Source organism: Pseudonocardia oroxyli (genome assembly GCF_900102195.1).
In the GTDB taxonomy this organism is placed as follows: Bacteria; Actinomycetota; Actinomycetes; order Mycobacteriales; family Pseudonocardiaceae; genus Pseudonocardia; species Pseudonocardia oroxyli.
Genome location: NZ_FNBE01000015.1, coordinates 144,772 through 164,686 on the forward strand (window position 1 = coordinate 144,772; position 19,915 = coordinate 164,686).

The 19,915-nt window shown below is 71.7% G+C and carries 17 protein-coding genes and 2 tRNA genes; 10 read left to right on the forward strand and 9 right to left on the reverse strand.

Features of this window, described 5'->3' with window-relative positions; translation table 11 throughout:
• The first annotated feature begins 3 nt into the window (after positions 1 to 3).
• Positions 4 to 603, forward strand: coding sequence for a cytochrome c oxidase subunit 3 (gene ctaE, locus BLS43_RS21915; protein ID WP_483880049.1), 600 nt, complete (start codon positions 4 to 6; stop codon positions 601 to 603).
• Positions 604 to 667: 64 nt separating this feature from the next.
• On the opposite strand, the gene BLS43_RS21920 is transcribed toward ctaE, so the two are convergent.
• Together BLS43_RS21920 and BLS43_RS21925 are read right to left on the reverse strand one after the other, a co-directional pair.
• On the reverse strand, positions 668 to 871 hold the full coding sequence (locus BLS43_RS21920) for a cold-shock protein (RefSeq protein WP_093088258.1): 204 nt from the start codon (positions 869 to 871) through the stop codon (positions 668 to 670).
• A gap of 100 nt (positions 872 to 971) precedes the next feature.
• A tRNA-Sec gene (locus BLS43_RS21925) sits at positions 972 to 1,067 on the reverse strand.
• Between the two features lie 273 nt (positions 1,068 to 1,340).
• Here BLS43_RS21925 and BLS43_RS21930 point away from each other — a divergent pair.
• A tRNA-Pro gene (locus tag BLS43_RS21930) sits at positions 1,341 to 1,414 on the forward strand.
• A 169-nt stretch (positions 1,415 to 1,583) separates the two neighbouring features.
• On the opposite strand, the gene BLS43_RS21935 is transcribed toward BLS43_RS21930, so the two are convergent.
• The 6 genes from BLS43_RS21935 to BLS43_RS31280 form a co-directional block, all read right to left on the reverse strand.
• Positions 1,584 to 2,819 (reverse strand): site-specific integrase, encoded by a 1,236-nt coding sequence (locus BLS43_RS21935; RefSeq protein WP_245707672.1) that lies wholly within the window; start codon positions 2,817 to 2,819, stop codon positions 1,584 to 1,586.
• Positions 2,783 to 2,989 carry a helix-turn-helix transcriptional regulator gene (locus tag BLS43_RS21940; RefSeq protein WP_093088263.1) on the reverse strand — a complete coding sequence of 69 codons (207 nt, stop codon included), beginning with the start codon at positions 2,987 to 2,989 and terminating at the stop codon, positions 2,783 to 2,785. The genes BLS43_RS21935 and BLS43_RS21940 overlap by 37 nt, the downstream gene beginning before the upstream one ends.
• A 258-nt stretch (positions 2,990 to 3,247) precedes the next feature.
• On the reverse strand, positions 3,248 to 3,754 hold the full coding sequence (locus BLS43_RS21945; RefSeq protein ID WP_093088266.1) for an Rv3235 family protein: 507 nt from the start codon (positions 3,752 to 3,754) through the stop codon (positions 3,248 to 3,250).
• Between the two features lie 47 nt (positions 3,755 to 3,801).
• Positions 3,802 to 3,999: a hypothetical protein gene (locus tag BLS43_RS21950; RefSeq protein ID WP_093088269.1), complete on the reverse strand. Its 198-nt coding sequence runs from the start codon at positions 3,997 to 3,999 to the stop codon at positions 3,802 to 3,804.
• A 375-nt stretch (positions 4,000 to 4,374) separates the two neighbouring features.
• A complete protein-coding gene (locus BLS43_RS31275; RefSeq protein WP_245707674.1) occupies positions 4,375 to 5,004 on the reverse strand; it encodes a hypothetical protein in 630 nt (209 codons plus the stop codon).
• Positions 5,001 to 5,594, reverse strand: a complete 594-nt coding sequence (locus tag BLS43_RS31280) for a hypothetical protein (RefSeq protein ID WP_245707676.1) — start codon at positions 5,592 to 5,594, stop codon at positions 5,001 to 5,003. The genes BLS43_RS31275 and BLS43_RS31280 overlap by 4 nt, the downstream gene beginning before the upstream one ends.
• 530 nt (positions 5,595 to 6,124) lie before the next feature.
• Between BLS43_RS31280 and BLS43_RS21960 the strand changes: the two genes are divergently transcribed.
• From BLS43_RS21960 to BLS43_RS21995, 8 genes are all read left to right on the forward strand, one after another.
• Positions 6,125 to 7,381, forward strand: coding sequence for a CHAT domain-containing protein (locus BLS43_RS21960; RefSeq protein WP_093088272.1), 1,257 nt, complete (start codon positions 6,125 to 6,127; stop codon positions 7,379 to 7,381).
• Complete coding sequence (locus tag BLS43_RS21965) at positions 7,378 to 9,513, forward strand: tetratricopeptide repeat protein (RefSeq protein ID WP_143030161.1); 2,136 nt, start codon at positions 7,378 to 7,380, stop codon at positions 9,511 to 9,513. The genes BLS43_RS21960 and BLS43_RS21965 overlap by 4 nt, the downstream gene beginning before the upstream one ends.
• Positions 9,514 to 9,547: 34 nt before the next feature.
• Entirely contained in the window at positions 9,548 to 11,464 is a 1,917-nt protein-coding gene (locus BLS43_RS21970; RefSeq protein WP_176921472.1) for a caspase family protein, read from the forward strand.
• Between the two features lie 83 nt (positions 11,465 to 11,547).
• Positions 11,548 to 14,415, forward strand: a complete 2,868-nt coding sequence (locus BLS43_RS21975) for a tetratricopeptide repeat protein (protein WP_143030162.1) — start codon at positions 11,548 to 11,550, stop codon at positions 14,413 to 14,415.
• 325 nt (positions 14,416 to 14,740) lie between these two features.
• Positions 14,741 to 15,487: a M12 family metallopeptidase gene (locus BLS43_RS21980; protein WP_093088283.1), complete on the forward strand. Its 747-nt coding sequence runs from the start codon at positions 14,741 to 14,743 to the stop codon at positions 15,485 to 15,487.
• A 102-nt stretch (positions 15,488 to 15,589) separates the two neighbouring features.
• Positions 15,590 to 16,306: an RNA polymerase sigma factor gene (locus BLS43_RS21985; RefSeq protein ID WP_093088286.1), complete on the forward strand. Its 717-nt coding sequence runs from the start codon at positions 15,590 to 15,592 to the stop codon at positions 16,304 to 16,306.
• A complete protein-coding gene (locus tag BLS43_RS21990; RefSeq protein WP_093088289.1) occupies positions 16,278 to 16,529 on the forward strand; it encodes a hypothetical protein in 252 nt (83 codons plus the stop codon). The genes BLS43_RS21985 and BLS43_RS21990 overlap by 29 nt, the downstream gene beginning before the upstream one ends.
• Before the next feature lie 22 nt (positions 16,530 to 16,551).
• Positions 16,552 to 17,148, forward strand: a complete 597-nt coding sequence (locus tag BLS43_RS21995; RefSeq protein ID WP_143030164.1) for a C40 family peptidase — start codon at positions 16,552 to 16,554, stop codon at positions 17,146 to 17,148.
• Here BLS43_RS21995 and BLS43_RS22000 read toward each other — a convergent pair.
• A complete protein-coding gene (locus BLS43_RS22000; protein WP_093088295.1) occupies positions 17,103 to 19,886 on the reverse strand; it encodes a helix-turn-helix transcriptional regulator in 2,784 nt (927 codons plus the stop codon). The two genes, BLS43_RS21995 and BLS43_RS22000, sit on opposite strands and share 46 nt — an antisense overlap.
• Positions 19,887 to 19,915: the final 29 nt, after the last annotated feature.

Here is a 19,915-nt window from a genome sequence, read left to right on the forward strand (position 1 = left end):
TTTGTGACGTCCGGCGCCGCTTCGCTCTCCCCCCGCATCCACTCGCTGAACCGCCCGAACATCGTGAGCATGGGGACGGTCGTCTGGCTGTCCAGCGAGCTGATGTTCTTCGCAGGCCTGTTCGCCATGTACTTCACCGCGCGGGCCCAGCACGTCGGGGAATGGCCGCCGCCACCCACCCACCTCAACGTCCCCTACGCGCTGACGATCACGATCATCCTGGTGGCGTCCTCGTTCACCTGCCAGTTCGGCGTGTTCGCGGCCGAGCGCGGCGACGTGTTCGGGCTGCGCCGCTGGTACCTGCTCACCCTCGCGATGGGCACGATCTTCGTGATCGGCCAGGCCTACGAGTACTACGAGCTGGTGCACACCGGAACCACGATCTCGTCCAGCGCGTACGGGACGATGTTCTACATGACGACGGGCTTCCACGGCCTGCACGTCATCGGCGGGCTCGTGGCGTTCGCGTTCCTGATCGTCCGGACCACGCTGAGCAAGTTCACCCCCGCCCAGGCCACCGCCGCGATCGTCGTGTCGTACTACTGGCACTTCGTCGACGTCGTGTGGATCGGCCTGTTCGCCGTCATCTACTTCATCCGCTGACCCGCGCCCGAACAGCAGAAGAGGCCCACCCCGCACAGCGGAGTGGGCCTCTTCCGTGGCGACCTCAGATGACGCGGACGCCCTCGGCCTGCGGGCCCTTCTGGCCCTGGCCGATCTCGAACTCGACCCGCTGGCCCTCGTCCAGGCTGCGGAAACCGCGCCCGTCGATCTGCGAGTAGTGGACGAAGACGTCAGCGCCGCCACCGTCCTGCTCGATGAAGCCGAAGCCCTTCTCGCCGTTGAACCACTTGACGGTGCCCTGCGCCATGTCTCGTCCTGTCTCACGGGTGTGTTGTGGTGAGGATATCCCCGTCGGCCCGCGGTGTGCTCGACCGCACCCCGACACGCACCGACGAACCGTGCCCGGGTGGCGGAGGCGGACGGGAATCGAACCCGCCTGACCGAGATACTCGGCCACGTCGGTGTTGAAGACCGCGGGGGCCACCAGGCACCCGGACGCCTCCCCGTCACCCTGGCCGGACTCTACACAGCCGCGGCCCGGGACCGCCGAACCGTGGTTACCGGCCGGTACCTACGAAAGTCGCCCACCCCGGGGCGACCGAGGGCGGTGGTGTCCCGGCGCGGACGGGACGAGACTCGGTGGACCGTCACGGTGGTGCCCCACCGTGACTCTCGGGTCGGTGTGTTCGCGGACGAGTTGGGGGGACGCGGCGTCCGGGTCGGTGCAGAGCACGATCAGCGGTGCGGTAGGCTGATCGAGCCCTCACGGGGGCGGCCGGGACGTGGCGCAGCTTGGTAGCGCACTTGACTGGGGGTCAAGGGGTCGCAGGTTCAAATCCTGTCGTCCCGACGGTCGGCAGAGGCCGGTGGTTTCTCGACGGAGCCACCGGCCTTCGTCGTTTCCACCTGCGGAAACGCCCGTCGCATGCACTGTGATGGCGATCATCATTCGATCACTCCTTGATCATTAAGGGGTGGGCGGAATGTCCGACTTGGGACCAACTTGGGACCAAACCCACCTAGACCGCCCTCAGCCGTGCGTCTGCTCGCTCCGCGTTCAGGTGCGCGGAGAGCAAGTCCCCCGCCGCCGTCACCGTGTCGCGGTTCGGGTGGAGGTAGCGCTGCGTCGTCGTCAGCGACCCGTGCCCGGCGATCAGCCTGAGCTGGTGAAGGGGAATTCCGGCGTCCGCCATCCACGTCAGCCCCGTATGCCGAAGGTCGTGGCGACGCAGCTTCTCGTGACCGAGCTGGGTGACGACCTCGTCCCAGTGGGTCGCGTCCCGCAGGATGGCCGTGGTGACGCGACCTCCGCGCGGCCCGACGAACACCCGACCGTCCGGACGCTCCCTGGCCGAGGCCAGACGTCGCACCAACATCGGCCGGATCTCCTCGATCAACGGCACCACACGGGCCCGCTTCCCCTTCGTCCCCTTGTCGATCAACCCACCTGGCCCCGGCGTCGTCTGTCGTCGCACCGTCCACAGCCAGGAGCGCGTGTCGATGTCGGTGGCGCGGCATCCGGACACCTCTCCGATGCGGGCCGCCGTCGCCCCGGCGAACTCGACGATGTCCCCCCACCCCGCGTACCGCCGCGCCGAGCGCGCGACGAGTGCCGTGGCGAGGTGCTGCAGCGTCTCCCAGTCCGGTAGAGCAAGGCTGCGAGGATCGTCGAGTTCGTCCTCGGCCAGCCGATACTCGCGTTGCCAGCCGGTGATCCTGGCGGGGTTGCGGTCGACGAGCCCGTCCCGAAGCGCCTGTTCCATCACACGGACGAGCACGGCGAGGCTGTTCTTGACGCTGGACCGTCCGACACCCTCGGCGATCCAGTTTCGGGCCGCCCGATCGACGACCCCAGTGGTGATCATCGGCGGCGGGATGTGGCCGAGACTCGGCACGACGCGGAGCTTCCATCCAGCCCGGTACGGAACCGTGGTCTTCGCCTCCAGGCCCCGCAGGGCGAGGTCCATGACTGCCTCGCCGTAGTCGGCCAGAGATCGCTCCACGTGGTCCGGGCTGAGGCCCCGTCGGGCGGCGGAGGTGATGTGCGCGAGCCAGGCCTGCGCGTCGTCCTCGTCTCGGAACCCCTTGGACGTCGACTTACGCTGCCCGGTGGCCGGGTCCTGCCAACGGACACGCGCGCGATACGTCGTGAACCGCGCGCCCCGCGTCTCGACATCCGTCGTCAGTTCGACCGATCTCGGCGGCTCGACTGCCTTCGTCATGCCGCCGGATCCACGCGTCGCGCCCGAAGCCACGCCTCGACGTCCGCGGCGTTGTAGATCGTCCGCCGGGCGGAGAGCCTGACGAACGGCGGCCCCTGCAGCGGCTCGGTGGTGCGCCAACGCCGCAGCGACGACGCGTCGATGCCGAGCATCTCGGCGAGCTCGTCCGTGGAGTACCACCGGACGGCCTGGTCCTGGGTCATTGCGATCTCCCTCGATGTGCACGTCGACGGACGTCGTGTCGCCGACGCCCCGTGACACACGATCCGCAAAGGTGCGAGCAGAGTTCGTTCGGAACTGCGCACAGCTCATGTCCTCCTTGTGCTGTCCGTGCACGAAAGCTCGTGCAGCGACAGCAGAGGTGAGGCCCGACGGGGCGCACAAGGGCCGCACAGCAATCTGTGGACAACGCCCACCTCGGGACGATGTGCGCCTGGTCCAGGCGCACATCGCGCCCTGCACTACAGGATCCGGAAGGTCTGGCAGGCCCAGACGTAGTCGGACGTCAGCGCAACCGATGCGGCGAGCGCGCGTCGGCGCCCGCGGGCCCGGACGGACGCAGCGATCTCCACGGCTCCCTCGTTGGGCTGGGCGGCGTGCAAGGTGAGTAGCCGCGCTCCCCCGCGCGAACCCCCGTGGTCGACCGGCAGGGTGTGCACGTAGCGCAGGACCCGGGGGTGCACGAAGTCCGCCACCTGCTTGACCGGGCGGCGTTGGTCGATCACCTCGACGAGGGCGGCCACGATCCGCGCTGCGGTCTGCAGGGCGTCGTGGTCGGGGACGATGTCGACGACAGGCCGACCGGGTGGCGGGGCCGGGGGCGGCTGCAGCGGCGGGAGCTGCCCGCAGGTCTGGCAGGCGGCGTGGAGTGTGTGTCCGTCCCAGAGGTAGCCGCCCGCGGTGGGCAGTCCGAGGGCGCGGCGGAGCCGGTTCTGGGTGTGGATCTCGTGGTCGGCGAGTGCGGTCATGACGAGCCTCCGAAGCCTCGACGGGAGTGGTCGGTGCGTGCCGGGGTTCAGAAGGGCGGCTCGAGCTCGGGCAGGGCCTGGAGGGCGTCGGCGACGGTGGCCTGCGGTCCGGCGTCGGTGATGAGCTGTTCGGTGAGCTCGCAGTAGAGGTCGAACTCGCGGTCGGTCATGGCGGCGAAGGCGTGCCGGTCGAGTCGGGCGGGGAAGAGCTGTCGGGCGGGCTGCGGGGCTTCGTTGTGGTTCATGGGGTTCTCCGGTGGTCGGTGCGGGTGGGGCGCGGCACCGCCTCAGCAGGACGGGTGTGGGGTCCCCGCAGGGGACGGGCGGGGGTTCCGGCTGGCTCATCCCGGTGAGACCACCCCCACCCAGACCACCGCCCGACCTCGAGGACCGGCGCGGTGGTCTCACCGGGATGGGTCGGCCGCGGTTCATCGCCCGCTCGCCCCGCACCCGTTCTGCTGACCTCCGGGCGATCCACACGACCCCGACCACCGGAGAACCCCACCCACCACCAAACCCCGGCCCCACCCGCATAGCCCGCCACCGCAGCAACCCGCACAGCGATACGGCAGGGTGCGGCGCGGCACCCGTAGACGGGCACCACGCCGCACCCGCTGTGGCTACCGGCCGGTGGCGTGCGCGGCCGCGAGGCCCATAGCCTTGACGGCGACTCGTTCCATGCCGTGCGCGGCATCCGCATCAGCCTGGAGTTGGGCGGCGGAGGTGACCGCGTGCAGCACCCCACCCGAGGTCGGGTCCCCACCGACGAGGAAGTGGTTGAGGACGGTGTCCTGCTGCTCGACGCTGAACGCCAACTTGCGGGACACGTGCTCGATCGTCTCGACAGGCTTGCCGACCGGGGCGGAGGCGTCGGCGGTGATCTCGGCGAGCTGGGCTCGGACGAAGTCGCGGTCGAGGAACGTGGCGACGGCGTCGCGGGCCTTCTTCAGCACCAGATCCAGGGCGGCGGTGTGGGTGTCGGCGGCCCAGGTGATCTGCCCGGCGGGCAGCTTCCCACCCAGGTGCACCTCCTTGAGGACGTGGCGGGTCAGGGTCATCCCGTTGGTGCAGATCTGCACGGTCAGCTGCGGGGCGATGCTGAACGCCCCCGCCCCGGTCTCGCTGTTGGACAGCACGAACCCCGCCCACACCAGCGGGTTGTCCGCCCCCCGGGCACCCGTGAACGGGGACCGGTAGTTCCCCAGCAGCGCGGGGGCGTGTTCGGCGATCTCGGTGGAGCGGACCTTCACATGCGGGACTCGGTCAGATCCGCCGACGTGACGTCGACGGCGGCGCCGGCGGCGCGGATCCCGGACAGCGCGGTGAGCAGGACGTCGAGGTTGTCCACGATCCGGTAGGAGTCCGACAGCACCGCCCGCAACACACCCCGCCGCCCGGCGCCGGGGTCGTGCAGGGCCCGGACCAGGAACCGTCGGTCCGGCCGGTGCTGCAGCCAGCCGTTGACGTTCGCGTCGTAGAGGTCCGGCCTGGCCGCGCGCAGACGGCGCAGGTAGGGCAGCGGAATGTCCAGCTTCGCGGCCAGATCGCCGTCCGCGGCCGCGGTGGGGGTCAGGACGGCGTCGGCGCGGGTGACCCCCTCGGCGGTCAGAGTGTGGTCGACCCCGCACAAATGCAGGTCCCCGCCGACGGCCCGCAGGTCGCAGGCGGGGGCGACGACATCGAGCTTGAGGTCCTGCTGAGAGCGCAGCAGGGCGACGAGATCACCGAGATCGGCGTTGCGGCGGACCAACAGATCGGAGCCGACGGCACCAGCGGACTCCGGTACAGACGGGCCGGATGTCGGATCGGTGGGCTGGTTGGTGGGCTGGTCGATGGACACGGGGTGCTCCTCGTGGAGCCGTTGGGCGCCCCGGGGCCCGGGTGAACCACGGCCGAGCCGGGGGCGGCCCCACCGGGTGGTGAGGCGGGGCTCGCCCGCACACCGGGCCAGGACGGGTCGGGGCACCGCGCTCGCCCGACCGGCGTGAGATCACCACCCCACCACCACCCGACCCTCGTAGCCTGCGGGTGATCTCACCCGCGTCGGGACGGGCAGGCGGGGCATCGACCACCGAGTCCCGGACGGGGGTGCAGAGTCCTCGGTCCTCACGACCCGGAGGCGCCGTCGGCACGCAGTCGGCCGACCGGCGCCGACGACGCCGCGCCCGTGTTGCACTACGCGACGAGAGGCGCGGCCACTTAGCGAGGTGCAGACTGCGCCGCCTCGCGAGGAGCGGCCACCGGCGCCACAGCGGAGCGGCGAGCAGCATCGCCGGACGAGCGGCGCGCGACCGGACACGTGGATGACCGCGGCGAACGGGATCTCCGCCCGCTGGGCGACGCGTTCGGGTGTGCCCCTTCTCAGCCGAGGTGACGGTCGGGTTCGATGTCGGGATGACGCCCGGTACCCCCGACCGGTACGCCCAGGACGTAGACCGCCGGATGGCGCTGGCCCGGGAATGGGACGAGCTCGTCACCCAGGCCCGGGCGATCGACGGGTTCGAGGACTTCCTGCGTCCACCGCGGGCGGAGAGGCTGCTGCCCGCCGGAGACGAAGGTCCGGTGGTGATCGTCAACGTCAGCCGGTGGCGCTGCGATGCGCTGGTGGTGGCCGGTTCCGGGGCCGAGGTCGACGTCGTCCAGCTGCCCGAACTGACCCAGGCGGACGTCGTTACCCATGTCCAGGCATACCTGGACGCCGTGGGAGCCCGCCAGAGCGACGCGCTGCGCGGGGCGCGCGACGCGGAGGTCACGATCTCCTCTGCCGACCTCGAAGCCGACCTGGACCGTTGCCTGCTCTGGATGTGGGACGCGTTCGCCCGGCCAGTGCTGGACCACCTACGGCTGCACGGTCCGCGCGACGGCGTGTGGCCGCGGATCTGGTGGTGCCCGACCGGCCCGCTGACGCTGCTCCCGATCCACGCGGCGGGACGCCACGACGTGCCCGGCGAGTCCGTCCTCGACCGCGTGATCTCCTCCTACACGCCGACCGTGCGCGCGTTGATCGATGCCCGGTCCGCCCCCGTGGAGCCAGAACCTGGGCGGATGCTGTTCGTCGGTATGCCCCAGACCCCCGGCCAGGCCGCGCTACCGAACGTGGAACGGGAGCAGACCCTCATCGAGTCTTTCCTCGGGGCCTCCTGCACGCCGCTGATAGGCGAAGCCGCCACCAGGGACCGAGTTCTCATCGGCCTTTCCGAGCACGGCTGGGCGCATTTCGCGTGCCACGGTGAACAGAACCTCGCCGATCCGTCTACTGGTGGTCTGCTCCTGCACGACGGCCCGCTGACCGTCACCGACCTCGGCTCCGGGCAGCATGGCGGGGAGTTCGCGTACCTGTCGGGATGCAAGACCGCCGTGGGCGGGGTCAACCTCCCCGACGAGGCGATCACGCTGGCGGCCGCGCTGCACTACACCGGGTATCGCCACGTCATCGCCACACTGTGGTCGGTGTGGGACGCCGAAGCCGCTCAGGTGGCCGCCGACGTCTACGAGGCCATGGTGACCGACGGGGTCCTGCACGCTGAGCGCGCCGCCGAAGCCCTGCACCACGCCGTGCGAGCATTGCGGGCGGCACGACGCGACCGGCCCAGCGTATGGACACCGTTCGCGCACACGGGCCCGTGACCGGCGAGCGGTCGCGGAACGAGCTGGTCGAGGCCGCCGCGCAGCGCATGGTCGCGGCTGAGCGCAGCGGATCCCCCGCCGATCTGCTCGCCGCCGAGGAGGCCCTCGGGCGCCTGCTCTCACAGATGCGCCCCGACGACGTCCTCCGTGCGAAGGTGCAGGCCGACATCGGTGCGGTCTGGCGCCGGCAATGGGAGCGGGGTCTGCGCCCGAACGGGTTGACGGACGCGATCGAGCTGTTGCGCTCCGTGGTCGCCAGGCCCGCACCGTTCCGGGCGATGTGCTTGGCGAACCTCGGTAACGCGCTGCTCACCCGCGGCGACGTCGAGGACGTCGACGAGATGGTGGACGCGTTCACCGAGGCCGTGGCGCTCACCCCGCCGGGCGCTCCCCAGCGAGCCCCCTACCTGATGAACCTCGGTGCGGCACTGAGTGCCCGGGGGCGGGCACGGCCCGCGTCTGACGACGTCGACCATGCGATCGCCGCCATCGGCGAAGCGATCGCGCTCGAGCAGGCCGACGACCCGCGGCGCGCGGCATACCGCGCCAACCTCGCCGACGCGCTCCGCACGAGGTTCGACCGCGACCACGACCGCGGCGACATCGACCGTGCCGTCGAAGCTGCCCGCGCCGCTGTGGAGGCACAGCCTTCGGCGGCGACGGCCGCGATCCTCGGAGCTGCGCTACTTGCGCGCAGCACGGTCACCGGTGACGACGTCGAACTGGCCGAGGCTGTGCGGGTGCTGGTAGGCGCGCTGCAAGCCACCCCGGAGAGCCACGCGTACCGGGCCCGGCGGCTGACCGGGCTCGCGAGCGCGCTGCGCCGCCGCGCCGAAGTCCACGACGATCCCTCCGATCTCGAGCGGGCCGAAGCGCTTCTACTACAGGCGGCGCAGCCGGCCTCGGACCCGCGAGTGCTGCGCAACCTGTCCTCGGTCGTGATCCTGCGCGCTCAGCTCACCGGCGACGACAACCTGCTCGACCGAGGTGTCGCTGTCGCCCGCCGCATAGGCGACGACGGCAACCTCGCGATCGCCCTGCACGAGCGCGGCGCCCGCACCGGTGATCTCGCCGCACTCGATGAGGCCGTGGAAGTGGCGGAGGCCGTCGTCGCGGCCGCGGAGCCCGGATCGCGTGAGCACGTCACCGCGCTGGCACGTCTCGCTCCGATCCAGCAGACCCGGTACCTACGCACGGGGCGGGGAGCCGACCTGGACGCCGCCGTCATGGCCGCCCGCGCAGCCGTCGAGGGCAGCAGGAACGGCGATCCAGAGCTTCCCGGCCGGCTGTCCAACCTTGGCAACGCGTTGCGGCTGCGCGGGGCCCGCACCCGCTCCGAGCGCGATCTCGACGACGCCGTGCGGATCCTGGAACAGGCCGTCGAGAAGGCGGTGACCGGCCGCGTCGGGCACCTGTCGAATCTGGGTGCGGCACTGCAATCACGCGCGGAACTGGCCGGCGGCGACCCCGCGGCGGCGGTGCCGGTGCTACTGGCCGCAGTGAGGGCGACGCCTGCCAGCGCGCCCGCGCGGCCGCGCTACCTGTCCAATCTGGGCAACGCCCTCGTCACCGCAGGCGACCCGGACGGCGCTGTCGCGCGCCACCGGGAGGCGCTCGCGCTGCTGCCGCAGGGGCATCCCGGCCGCGCCGTGGTGTGGGGCAACCTCGCCGCGGCACTCAACGCGTTGCCCGGCGCCGTGGCCCTGGACGAGGTTACGGACGCGACCCGCGAAGTTCTCGCCAACACGACCGTGAGCGGCCCGGACCGGCTGGTCGCGGCCTGGCGGCTCGCCGACCTGGAGGTCCGCGCAGCCGGCGGTGACACCCGACAGGCCGCCGCGACCATGAGGACGGCGGTGGACCTCGCCCGAGAGGTCGCCTGGATCGGGGCCGCGCCGGGCGACCGCAGCTACACCCTGGCCCGCTTCTCGACGCTGGGCCTCGATGCTGCCGCAACCGTCGTCGACACCGACCCGGGCGCCGCCGTCGCAATGTTGGAGTCCGGCCGCAGCGTCGGCTGGAGCGATCAGCTACAGCATCGCCGGGTCGAGGCACTCGCTGACCGATCACCTGACCTCGCGGCCCGGCTGCGCGAAGTGGCCACCGCCCTCGACCGGCCGCTAGCCGGCTGAGACAGGAGTATCAGACATGCCGAGAGTTCACGCCTTGCTGGTCGGAATCGACACCTACGCCCGTCCCGAGCTCGCGCTGCGAGGCTGTGTCAACGACGTCCGGCTGGCCGAACGGACGCTCACCGATCGGATCCCGCGAGGCGAGCTGTCGATCTGCACCCTCCTCGACCAGGAGGCCACCCGCGGCGAGATCATCAGGTGTTTCCGTGAACACCTCGGCGGAGCGGGACCCGGCGGCACTGCGCTGTTCTGGTTCAGCGGGCACGGCTCGACCGGCCCGCTGCCTCCGGAGATCTGGTATGCCGAGAGCGCCGGTGCGTGCCAGACGACGGTGTGTCACGACAGCCGGGACACCGCCCCCGACCTGTACGACAAGGAGCTCGCGGTGCTGGTGCGCGAGATCGTCGCCACCGGGGCCCGGCTCGTCTCGGTCAAGGACTCCTGCCACGCCCGCCACGGCATGCGGGCGCCCGGCATGACTCCGCGCCTCGCGCCGCCGGCGCGGAACCCGCCGCGGCTGGTCGAGCTGCTGCCCGAGCTCGTCCGGGACACCGCGGGCCCGGACCGCCCCGCGCTCGGACGGCAGGAGCCGGGCCACGTGGCGCTCTCGGCGTGCGACGAATGGGAGGTGGCGCACGAGACCCGCACCGACGACGGTGTCCACGGCATCTTCAGCCTGGCGTTGACACAGGCGCTGGCCCGCCTCGGTCCCGACGCCACCTACCGCAGCGTCCTCGCCGATGCCCGGTGCCGGGTCGAGAGCCGCTACCGGAGGCAGATCCCGGCGCTGGAGGCGGTCGGCTCCATCGCCGACGAGAGGTTCCTCGACGGAACGCTGCGACCGCGAGCCGCGACCGTCACTCTGCGGTGGCTACGGGGCAGGTGGGAGGTGGATCTGGGCGCGGTCCACGGACTCGCCTCAGGTACCCGGCTGGGCGTGCCGGGGGTCCTGCCGGCGCGCGAGGTCCGCGTGGTCGACGTGCAGGTCGACCGTAGCACGGTGGAGCCAGTCGGGTGGGACCCCGATCCGCAGCAGCTCTACGACGTGGCGGTGACCGACGTGCCACTGCCACCGGTCGCGGTGACGGCGACCCCGGAGATCGCGACGCGGCTGGCGGCGGTCCTGGAAGCCCGCACCTCACCGCACATCCGGATCACCACGCCGCGGGAGGCGGACGCGGCGCCGCTGCTGCTGCGTGTGCGCGAGCGCAGCGACGGCGGGATCCTGATCACCAGCGCCGACGGCGAGGAACTCACCTCGTCCTGTCCCTCCGACGCGGACGGGCTGCGCCACACAATCGCAGGCCTGGAGCACATCGCCCGGTGGATGCAGGTCCGCGCCCTGCACAACCCGTCTCCCGCGCTGGCGGATGCCGTTCGGCTCGAGATCGTCCCCGTGCCTGCGGACGGCAGCGTGCCGCCCCCCGACGTCGCGCCGTTGCCTGCCGGAACCATCGAGCTGGACTACATGTGGAGCGGAGCCGACTGGGTGGCTCCGACGGTGCACGTCCGACTGCGTAACACCACCGACGAGAGGCTGTACTGCGTGCTGCTCGACCTGACCGACCGCTTCCGCCTTCACGCCGAGCTGTTCCCGGGGCAGTACGTCGCCGCGGGTGGTGTCGCTGACGTCGGCGGGGGCGCGCCGGTGCGGTTCGGACTGCCGCCCAAGCGAGATCTCGAGCCGGGGGCGTTCGGGACCGACTGGCTGCTGCTCCTGGTGTCGCAGCGGCAGTTCAGCTCCGAGCCCTTTTTCCTCCCGCGGCTGGGCGAGCCGCCGCAGGCGGCGCCCGCGCGGCACCGCGGCGGACTCTCGGGCGTTCTCGACCGTCTGGGCTTCCGCGCCGTGCACCGCGACGCCGAAACGACTGCGGTCCTGGCCCCGCACGACTGGGCCACTTCGGTCGTGGAGGTCACGACGCGGGTCCCGGACGACTGGACGACCCGATGACCACCGATGGGCTCCGGGACGACCTGCTGGGCCGGGTCGAGGGCCGAGTCGAGCGCTTCGCGTCCGACCGGGAGCCCTCGACGGTGCTTGATCCGGCCGCCGACGCGGAGGCCCGCGCACTGCTCGCCCTCACCGACTGGGATCCGGAGACCGGCGGGACCGACCTCGACGCCGAGATCGGCCTGGCCGCAGCGTGGCTGTACTGGTGCCGTGCGCAGGCGCACGGCGCGACCGCCGATGACGAGGCGGAGGTGGACGTGGCCATCGCGGTCGCTCTCTTCACCCCGCTGCACGCCGACTACCGGGAGCTACTCCCACCGGAGCTGTGCTCGCTGCTGGAGGCGGACGATCTCCCCCCTTCCGATCCCGGGATGGTGCGGTACCACGAGCACCTCGCTTCCGGGGATTCCGCGGCACTAGATGACGCTGTCGATCTGCTGCGCGTGACGGCCATCCGGGAGGACGCTCCACGTCATTGGTCGAATCTGTGCGGGGCTATGCGGTTGCGTTACCTGATCCGGGAGGCGCGGGCGGACGTCGACGACGCTGTCGACGCCGGTCGCCGCGCCGTCGAGCGGTCTGATCCCGACGACCCCGAGCTGGCGTCCCGGCTCAGCAACCTTGGCAGCGCCCTTCTGGCCCGCCACGACGGCCTCGGCTGCGGGAATGGCGACCATGACGGCGATCCCGACTCCGACCTCGACGGCGCCGTTGAGGCGCTTCGCGGGGCGGTCGACCACGCGGACCACGACGACCCGCAGCGACCGGTGTTCCAGGCGAACCTCGCGGCAGTCCTGAGCACCCGCTTCGCCTGGAGCGGCCGGCAGGACGACATCGACCAGGCCGTCGCCATCTGCCGGTCCGCGCTGGCCATGGGGCTCCCGGACGACGAGACGCTCGCCGCAGCATTGTCGACTCTGGGTGCGACGCTGCGGGCACGCCACAGCACCGGGGACGCCATATCCGGTCCCGCCGACCTCGACGAGGCTGTCGAGGTGGGCAAATGGTCCGTACAGGTGGCACCCGGGGAACCGACGGCACTGATCAACCTCGCGTCCACCTTGTCCGCCCGGTTCGAACTGGGTCGAGACGTCACCGACCTGACCAGAGCCGAGGAGGCGGCTCGTGACGCACTCGCACACGCGCACACGGACGCCTCGGCAGCCCGCACGGCGCGCGACACCCTCAGCACCGTGCTGCAGGCCCGCTTCGACCAGACGGGCGAGCCGGTGGTGCTCGATGAAGCGGTCGATCTTCTGAGCGCCGACCTCGACGGCCTCATCCACGATGGCAGGGGCGACGACGACGGACAGACGCTCGACCGACAGACACCAGACCGGCTGCTGACGGCGTCGTCGGCGTTTCTGACCCGATACGAGGCGACGGGCCGGATCGCGGACTTGGACGATGCGGTCGCCCTGGCCGAGCGGGCCGCCGCCCACACTGCGGCAGGTCATCCGCTGCGGCGCCGAGCGCTGCTCGCCACGGCGTCGGTGCTGCAGACGCGCGCGGCGCTCCGCGGCGCCCCTGCTGATCTCACCGCTGCGATCCGTGCGGCGCGGGCCGCATTCGCGGATGGGCCCCGTGGGCGGACCGAGCACGTCGGAGTCCGAACGATCCTCGCGGCCGTGCTGCTGGACGAGTTCGAAGCGGGCGGCGGGGACACGGTTCTCGCCGAGGCGATGGAGCGGCTTCACGAGGCCATGCGCCGGTCTGACGGCACCGTCGACCATGCGCTGTGCCTGTCGAGCTTGTCGGCGGCGCTGTCCATCCGGTTCGAGGTCGCCGGGCGACCCGACGACCTGCACGAGGCGGTGCGGACCGGGAGGTTGGCCGTCGCCGAGACTCCGGAGACGTCCTGGCAGCGGCCGCTGCGGCTCGGCACCCTGGCCGCGGCTCTGCGCACCCGTTACGAAGCCTTCGGAGCGCTCGATGATTTGCGCGAGGCGGTGGAACGGGCCAGGGAGGCGGTCGCCTCGGCGCCGCCGGGTAGCCCGGCCCGGGTCGGCAACCTCTCGACGCTCAGCGGGGCTCTGCAGACCCTGTGGATCGGACCGGGAGAGGACAGCGGGCTGGACGAGGCGGTCGCGTCGGCTCGCGAGGCCGTCGCCACCACCGACCCGGCCGATCGGCGGTTGGCGGGCCGATTGAGCAATCTCGCGAGCGCCTTGCAGGCCAGGGCGGTCGCCGCCAGCGCGACAGCCCGCGGGAGTGCGTCGGCCGCCGACCTCGACGAGGCTGCAGACGTAGCCCTGCGGGCGGTCTCCGCGGCCGCACCCGGCTCACTGGATCATGCCGGGATGCTGTCGAACGTCGCACGCACCCTCTGGTTGCAGTACCGGGCTCGCGGCACGCGATCGGATCTCGACGCCGCCATCGACGCCGGGCGCGCCGCCGTCGGAATGACACCGCCGGACCACCCCGACCGGACGACCTACCTGCACAACCTCGCCGAGGCGCTCGCCGACCGGTCCAGGGGGAACCCCGACGACTCCGACCGGGCTGATCTGGACGCTGCACTGGAGGCCTTCGGGGAGGCCGCTGCCATCGCGACCGCGCCACCGATCCGGCGGCTGTTCGCGGCGCGCGCCGCGGGGCGGCTGGCCGCCTCGACGGGCCGCGGCGAGGCTGCGGCCGCGAACCTGGCCGCGGCCGTGCGCCTGATCCCGGCGGCGACCTGGCCGGGCCTGGACCGCCCGTCGCAGGAGCTGAACGCCGCCTCGACCGAGGGCGTCACCGGTGAGGCCGTCGCATGGGCGCTCGGCTGCGGGACGCCTACGACCGCACTCGAACTGTGTGAGCTGGGCCGGTCGGTGCTGTGGACGCACTCCATCGACGCTCGCGTCTCCCCCGCCGCGCTGCAGGTGGTGGCACCCGGGCTGGCGATACGGCTCGCTGAGCTGTCCGCAGCACGCAACCGGGCCGCCGTGGCAACCAGCGGACGATTGTGACGGCCGGGGACGAAGCGCCGCCGCCGCGGGTGGACCGGTCGGCGGCCGTGCACCTTCGGGCAACCCGTTGCCGAAGGAGACGGGCACCCGATTCGGCGCCGTCGGGTTCGACACCTCGGCGCACCCCTCTCGAGCCGAGGTGTCGAACCTGACGCTGGGGAGGTGGCCTCCCCGTTCCCAGATCGAGACCACGACATCCTGATACCGCGTATCAGAAGACAGGCGCAGCGCGTCAGGGCTGAGGGTCGTCTTGGCCATCCCGCCGACACCCTGGTCGCGTAAAGGCTCTGTACCGCTGTGTCCACCGGCAACCCTGGAGTGTGTAGTGCACGACTGCTCGCCACCGTCCTCGTTCCTGTGCTGGGATCTCGAGATCCCGCTCGCCCTCCGCACCCTCGCCGAGGATCTGGCGGCGGCTGAGCGGTCGTCGAACGCTGGAGCGCCAGCTGAGGCAGCCGGCCAGCCACAGCGGTTCTGGAGATCCGGCCGGACGCTACGAGTCCGGTTCCTCGACGGAGCGGAGCTTGCCGATCGTGTGCTGACCGCGGCGTCGGCATGGACACGGCATGCCGAACTGGAGTTCGTGCACGTCACGTCCGGCGACGCGGAGATCAGGGTGACATTCGAGGGCGTGGGAAACTGGTCGGCGTTGGGGACCGACGCTCTGCTGACGCAGGTGTTCCCGCCCGACGCCCCCACCCTCTGTCTCTCCGAGCTGCCCTCAGCGATCTCGTCCTCCCGCGTCGACCGGCTGGCGCGCCACGAGTTCGGCCACGCGCTGGGTCTCATCCACGAGCATTCGAGCCCGGCGGCAGGCATTCGGTGGGATCGGGAGACCGTCTACGCCGCGCTCGCCCAGCCACCGAACAGCTGGACGCGAGAGCAGGTCGACCACAACGTGTTCCAGGTATACGACCGCACCACGACGAACTTCACGGAGTTCGACCCGGAGTCGGTGATGCTCTACGCCTTCCCCGCCGAGTGGACGCTCGATGGCGTCACCTTCCCGGAGAACAGCACGCTGTCACAACGGGACGAGGACTTCGTCCGCACGAACTACGCCGACGTCTGATGATCGCTCTCCCGCGACCGACCGAACCCGGGGGTTTCCCCGGTTCGAGCGCCCCCTCCCCCGCCCTACCGTCCGCAACGGAGCAGGCGAGAGGAGCCGAGGATGCGGGACCGAGACGTCGTCGAGGATGCCGTCGTACGTGCGCGCGGGGGCGACACCGCGGCGTGGGAGCTGTTGGTCCAGGAGTTCGCGAGCACCGTGGCGAGCGTCGTCGCCGGATTCCGGGTCCAGCCCGCGGATGCCGCGGACCTGGTCCAGAACACCTGGGCCAGTGCCGTGGCGCGGGTGTCGGATCTGCGCGAACCCAGCCGATTCGCGGGCTGGCTGCGGCAGATCGCCTATCGCGAGTGTCTGGTCCACTACCACCGGATACGTCGCGACTCGCCCAGTGTGCACGACGCCGACCTGCCCGACCCCACCCCCGGTCCCGAGGAGCAGGCCGTCACGGCGCAGCGGGATCAGGCACTCCGCGCCGCGCTCACCGAGCTCGGCCCACGGAGGCAGGAGCTGCTGGAGCTGCTGTTCCTCCGTGGCGTGGCGGATTACGAGACCATAGCCAGCCAGGCGCGGATGCCCATCGGGAGCGTCGGACCGACACGGGCACGTGCCCTACGGGCGCTGCGCACCCGCCTACTCCTCGACGGCTGGGGACCCGACACCCGGGTGAACCATGCCTCCGCTGATCACCGGCCCGGCCGCGTGGCCCGCGGCCGCACCTCCACCGTGGTTCGTGATCAGGACCGCACGCCCGCTGCTCTACATGGTCGAGCTGGCCGCGACGCGCAAGTTGATGAGCTGCGAGACCGATCGGTCGCCTGACAACTACTTCTTCGGCGGTGACTCGTCCGGGGTGTTCGCCGCGGGTGACCGGTGGCAGGTCCCACCGGAGGTCTGGCGCCTGCTCAGCCGCGGGCAGGTGATCTACTACCGAGTGGTCGTGGTCAACCACCATTGCGGCACCTCAGAGCCGTCGGTCGACGAGCGGCACCTCGACGTGGTACCCGGTCTCCGGATCCTGCACGAGGGCCTCAGGCGGGTCTGACCCTCACGGAAAGGATGTGGTCATGCGCACGCGCGGACTGGTGCAGCGGCTGCCGCCGGCCGTTGTCGAGGAACCAGCGGGCTTCGGTGTCGAGCCCGTCCGCGGCTACCGACCAGGCGACTTTCTGCTCAGCCGGGCCAGCCGGCCGCTGAACCATCGGCTGATCCGCTTCGGGCAGCGGCTACGGCTCCCCGCCGAGGACCGGCACTACGCCTCGTACACGCACGCTGCGCTTGTCGTGTCCGAGCGGGGGGACCTCATCGAGGCCGTGGGCGAAGGAGTCCGGGACGGCTCCATCCGGAGCTATGTCCGGGACCATACGATGTATCAGGTGGTGCGGATCGAAGCGTCCGAGGACGATCGTCGCAAGGTCGTGGAGTTCGCCGAGTTCGTCCGCGAGGCCCGCGCGCCCTACGCCTTCTTGGCGTTGGTCAGTGTCACGCTGTGGGCTTTCACGAGCGCCCGCCTCACGTTCTTCCTCGACGGGTCGTTCACCTGCTCCGGCCTGGTGGCTGAGGGCTTGGAGCGGACTGGCGCGCTGTTCGGGACCAGTTCGGCGCGGATCATGCCCGCTCAGCTTGCCGCGTTCTTCGGCGCTCCGCTGCCGCCCGAGCCGTGATCCTCGGAGGCCCGCATGGTCGCGGCCAGCTCCGCGCGGGAGCCGATCCCGAGCTTGCGGTACACCGAGGACAGGTGGAACTCGATCGTCTTCGGAGAGAGGAACATCCGGGCCGCCGCCTCCGCGTTGGACACGCCTTCGGCCACGACGACCGCCACCTGCAGCTCTTGGGCGGTCAGCTCCTCGGTCGGCATGGCGGCCCCGCGCGGGCGAGCCCGCCGGCCGCTCGCGGCGAGCTCGGCGTCTGCCCGTTCGATCCACGGCTTGGCACCGAGCGCGTCGAACGTCGCGCGGGCGAGCTCCAGCTGCTCACGCGCCTCGGCGCGGCGGCGGACACGCCGGAGGAACTCCCCGAAGCAGAGCCGTGTCCGCGCCGTCTCGAAGGGCACTCCTGCCTCCGCGTGCCAGCCGAGAGCCTCCTCGAAACCGGTGCGGGCCGCTTCTGGCGACTCGGCCAGGAGCGCCCTGCAGCGGGCGGCCACGGCGAGTTGCGCGGCCCGGAGCGTGCGGTCGGCCTCGTCGACGACCGCTCGGTATGTTTCTTCGGCGGCGCCTCGGCGGTCGGCGCGCACCAGCGCCTCGGTCAGGTCGCCCGCCCAGCCGAACAGCACCGAGTCCCCCATCCTTCCGCGCCGGGCGAACTCCCCCGCCGCTGCGAGGTGGCGGGCGGCCTCGTCCGGCCTGGCACGTCCGAGCGCGGACAGTCCGGCGAGCCTGGCGGCGTGCGCGGCCATCAGCCCGTTGGCGTGGCTTCTGCTCAGCCGTACGGCCTCGGCGGCGTGCGCCTCGGCCTCCTCTTGGCGCCCCAGGGTGGTCTCGATCGTGGCGAGCGCCATCAGGCAGTTGGGCAGCTCCGTGGTCCAGCCGGTCTCCCTCGCCAGCTGGACGGCCGCGTGGCCGTTCGCGAGGCCGGCGAGCCAGTCCCCGTCCATCCAGAGCACAAGGGTCAGCCACGACAGCTGGAACGGCAGCAGTCCCGCCGCCTGCACTCCCCGGGTTCGCCGGACGGTGGACTCGAGAAGGGCGCGAGCCCGGGGGACGTCGCCGAGACAGGCGTGGCCTAGCGCTGCCAGCACCGGGAGCTGGTCGATCGAGAGCGGATCGCATCCGTCCAGATGGGGGTCGGCGCGGTCGAGCGCACCGCGAGCGGCCACGACGCCGCCGTTGATCGCCTGGGTCACCGCGTACGAGACGAGTATCGGCAGCGCCACCTCGTCCGGTGTCCCGTCGGTCAGGGCGAGGGCGCTGTCGGCCATGGCGATCGCTTGGTGCTGCTCGCCGAGCGCGATGCTCACGACGGCCGCCTGGGCGTACATCAGCGCCGCCCAGAACGGGACGCGATCCTCGGTGCGCGCCGCCAGTGCGAGTAGCTCGTCCCTGGCCAGCGTGGGATGCCCGCTCCACATCCTGATTCGGCAGCGCAGGTGCGTGGCGGCCGCGCGGGTGTCCTCGTCCTCGGCTTCCCGCAGCACCTCCTCGAGGAGCCTGCCGGCTGACTCGAAGATTCCGGCGGCCTGACCGGCCAACGCTGCGTCGAGAATTCGTCGTACCCGGGCAGGACCCGGTGGGCTCAGCCAAGCGGCCTTCTCGAACAGCGGCGCGGCAACCGTGTGGCTGTGCCGGTCGGCGGCGGCGCGGGCCGCCGCCGCGATCTGGCCTGCGACGCCCTCGTCCGGGCCTGCGGTGGACTCCGCCAGGTGGTGGGCACGGCGCTCCGCGAGTCCCGGACCCGTGTTCTGCGCGAGTGCGGTGGCCATAGCCGCGTGCGCCGACCGCCTCGCCGCAGGCGAGGCGGAGTGGTAGACCGCGCTGCGGACCAGCGGATGGGTGAAGCCGAGCGAGCCGTCCCGGACCTCGACGAGCCCGGCTGTCTCCGCGGGATCGATGTCGTCGAGGAGCACCCCGACCTGGTGCAGCGCGGCATCGAGCGCATGCGTCGCCCGCGCAGCCACCGCGAGCACCAGCAGCGCCCGCGCGGTGGGCTCGGGTAGCCCGCTCAGCCTGCGCCCGTACGCGCGCAGCAGCCTCGCCGGGAGCGGCATCGGCGCGTCGAGCATTCCGGCCTCGGCGGGTGACGCGAGCTCCAGCAGCGCGAGCGGATTGCCGCCCGCGTCCCTCCACACGGGCTCCGGAAGAGGACCGCGGGCGGCGACGAGTGCGCGCGACGCGGCCAGATCGAGACCGGGCAGCCAGAGCTGGTCCCAATCGTCGAGCCGTTCGACCAACTCGCCTGGCACGTCCTCGTCCGGGCGGGCGGTCACGATCATCGCGATCCGCTCGACCTGCAGGCGCGCGAACGCTCCGAACAGTGCGTCGATTGTCGCGGCGTCGACGAGATGGATGTCGTCGACGGCCACGATCAACGGCGCGCGTTCGGCGGCGTGGGCGAGCACGCCGAGCACCGCCGCGACGACGGCCATCCGGTCGCCGTGCAGCGCCGGACCTCGGTTCAGCGCCCCATCCAGCGCCGAGGCCTGGCCGGCCTGCAAGTTGTCACCGTCGCCGCGGAGCGCACCCACTAGAGCGGACAGCCCGGCGAACGGGAGCTCGCGCTCCGCCTCGTGCCCCTGAATGCGGAGGACCTCGAAACCCTCGGCCCTCTCCAGGACCGCCTCCAGCAACGCGGTCTTGCCGATACCCGGGTCGCCGCGCAGGACGATGCCCTGGGGACGACCGGCGGCGGCGCCGGACAAGACCGCCAGGAGGGTATCGCGTTCGCCGTCACGGCCGATCACCACCGCGTCAGGCTATCGGGGTACCGCTGCAC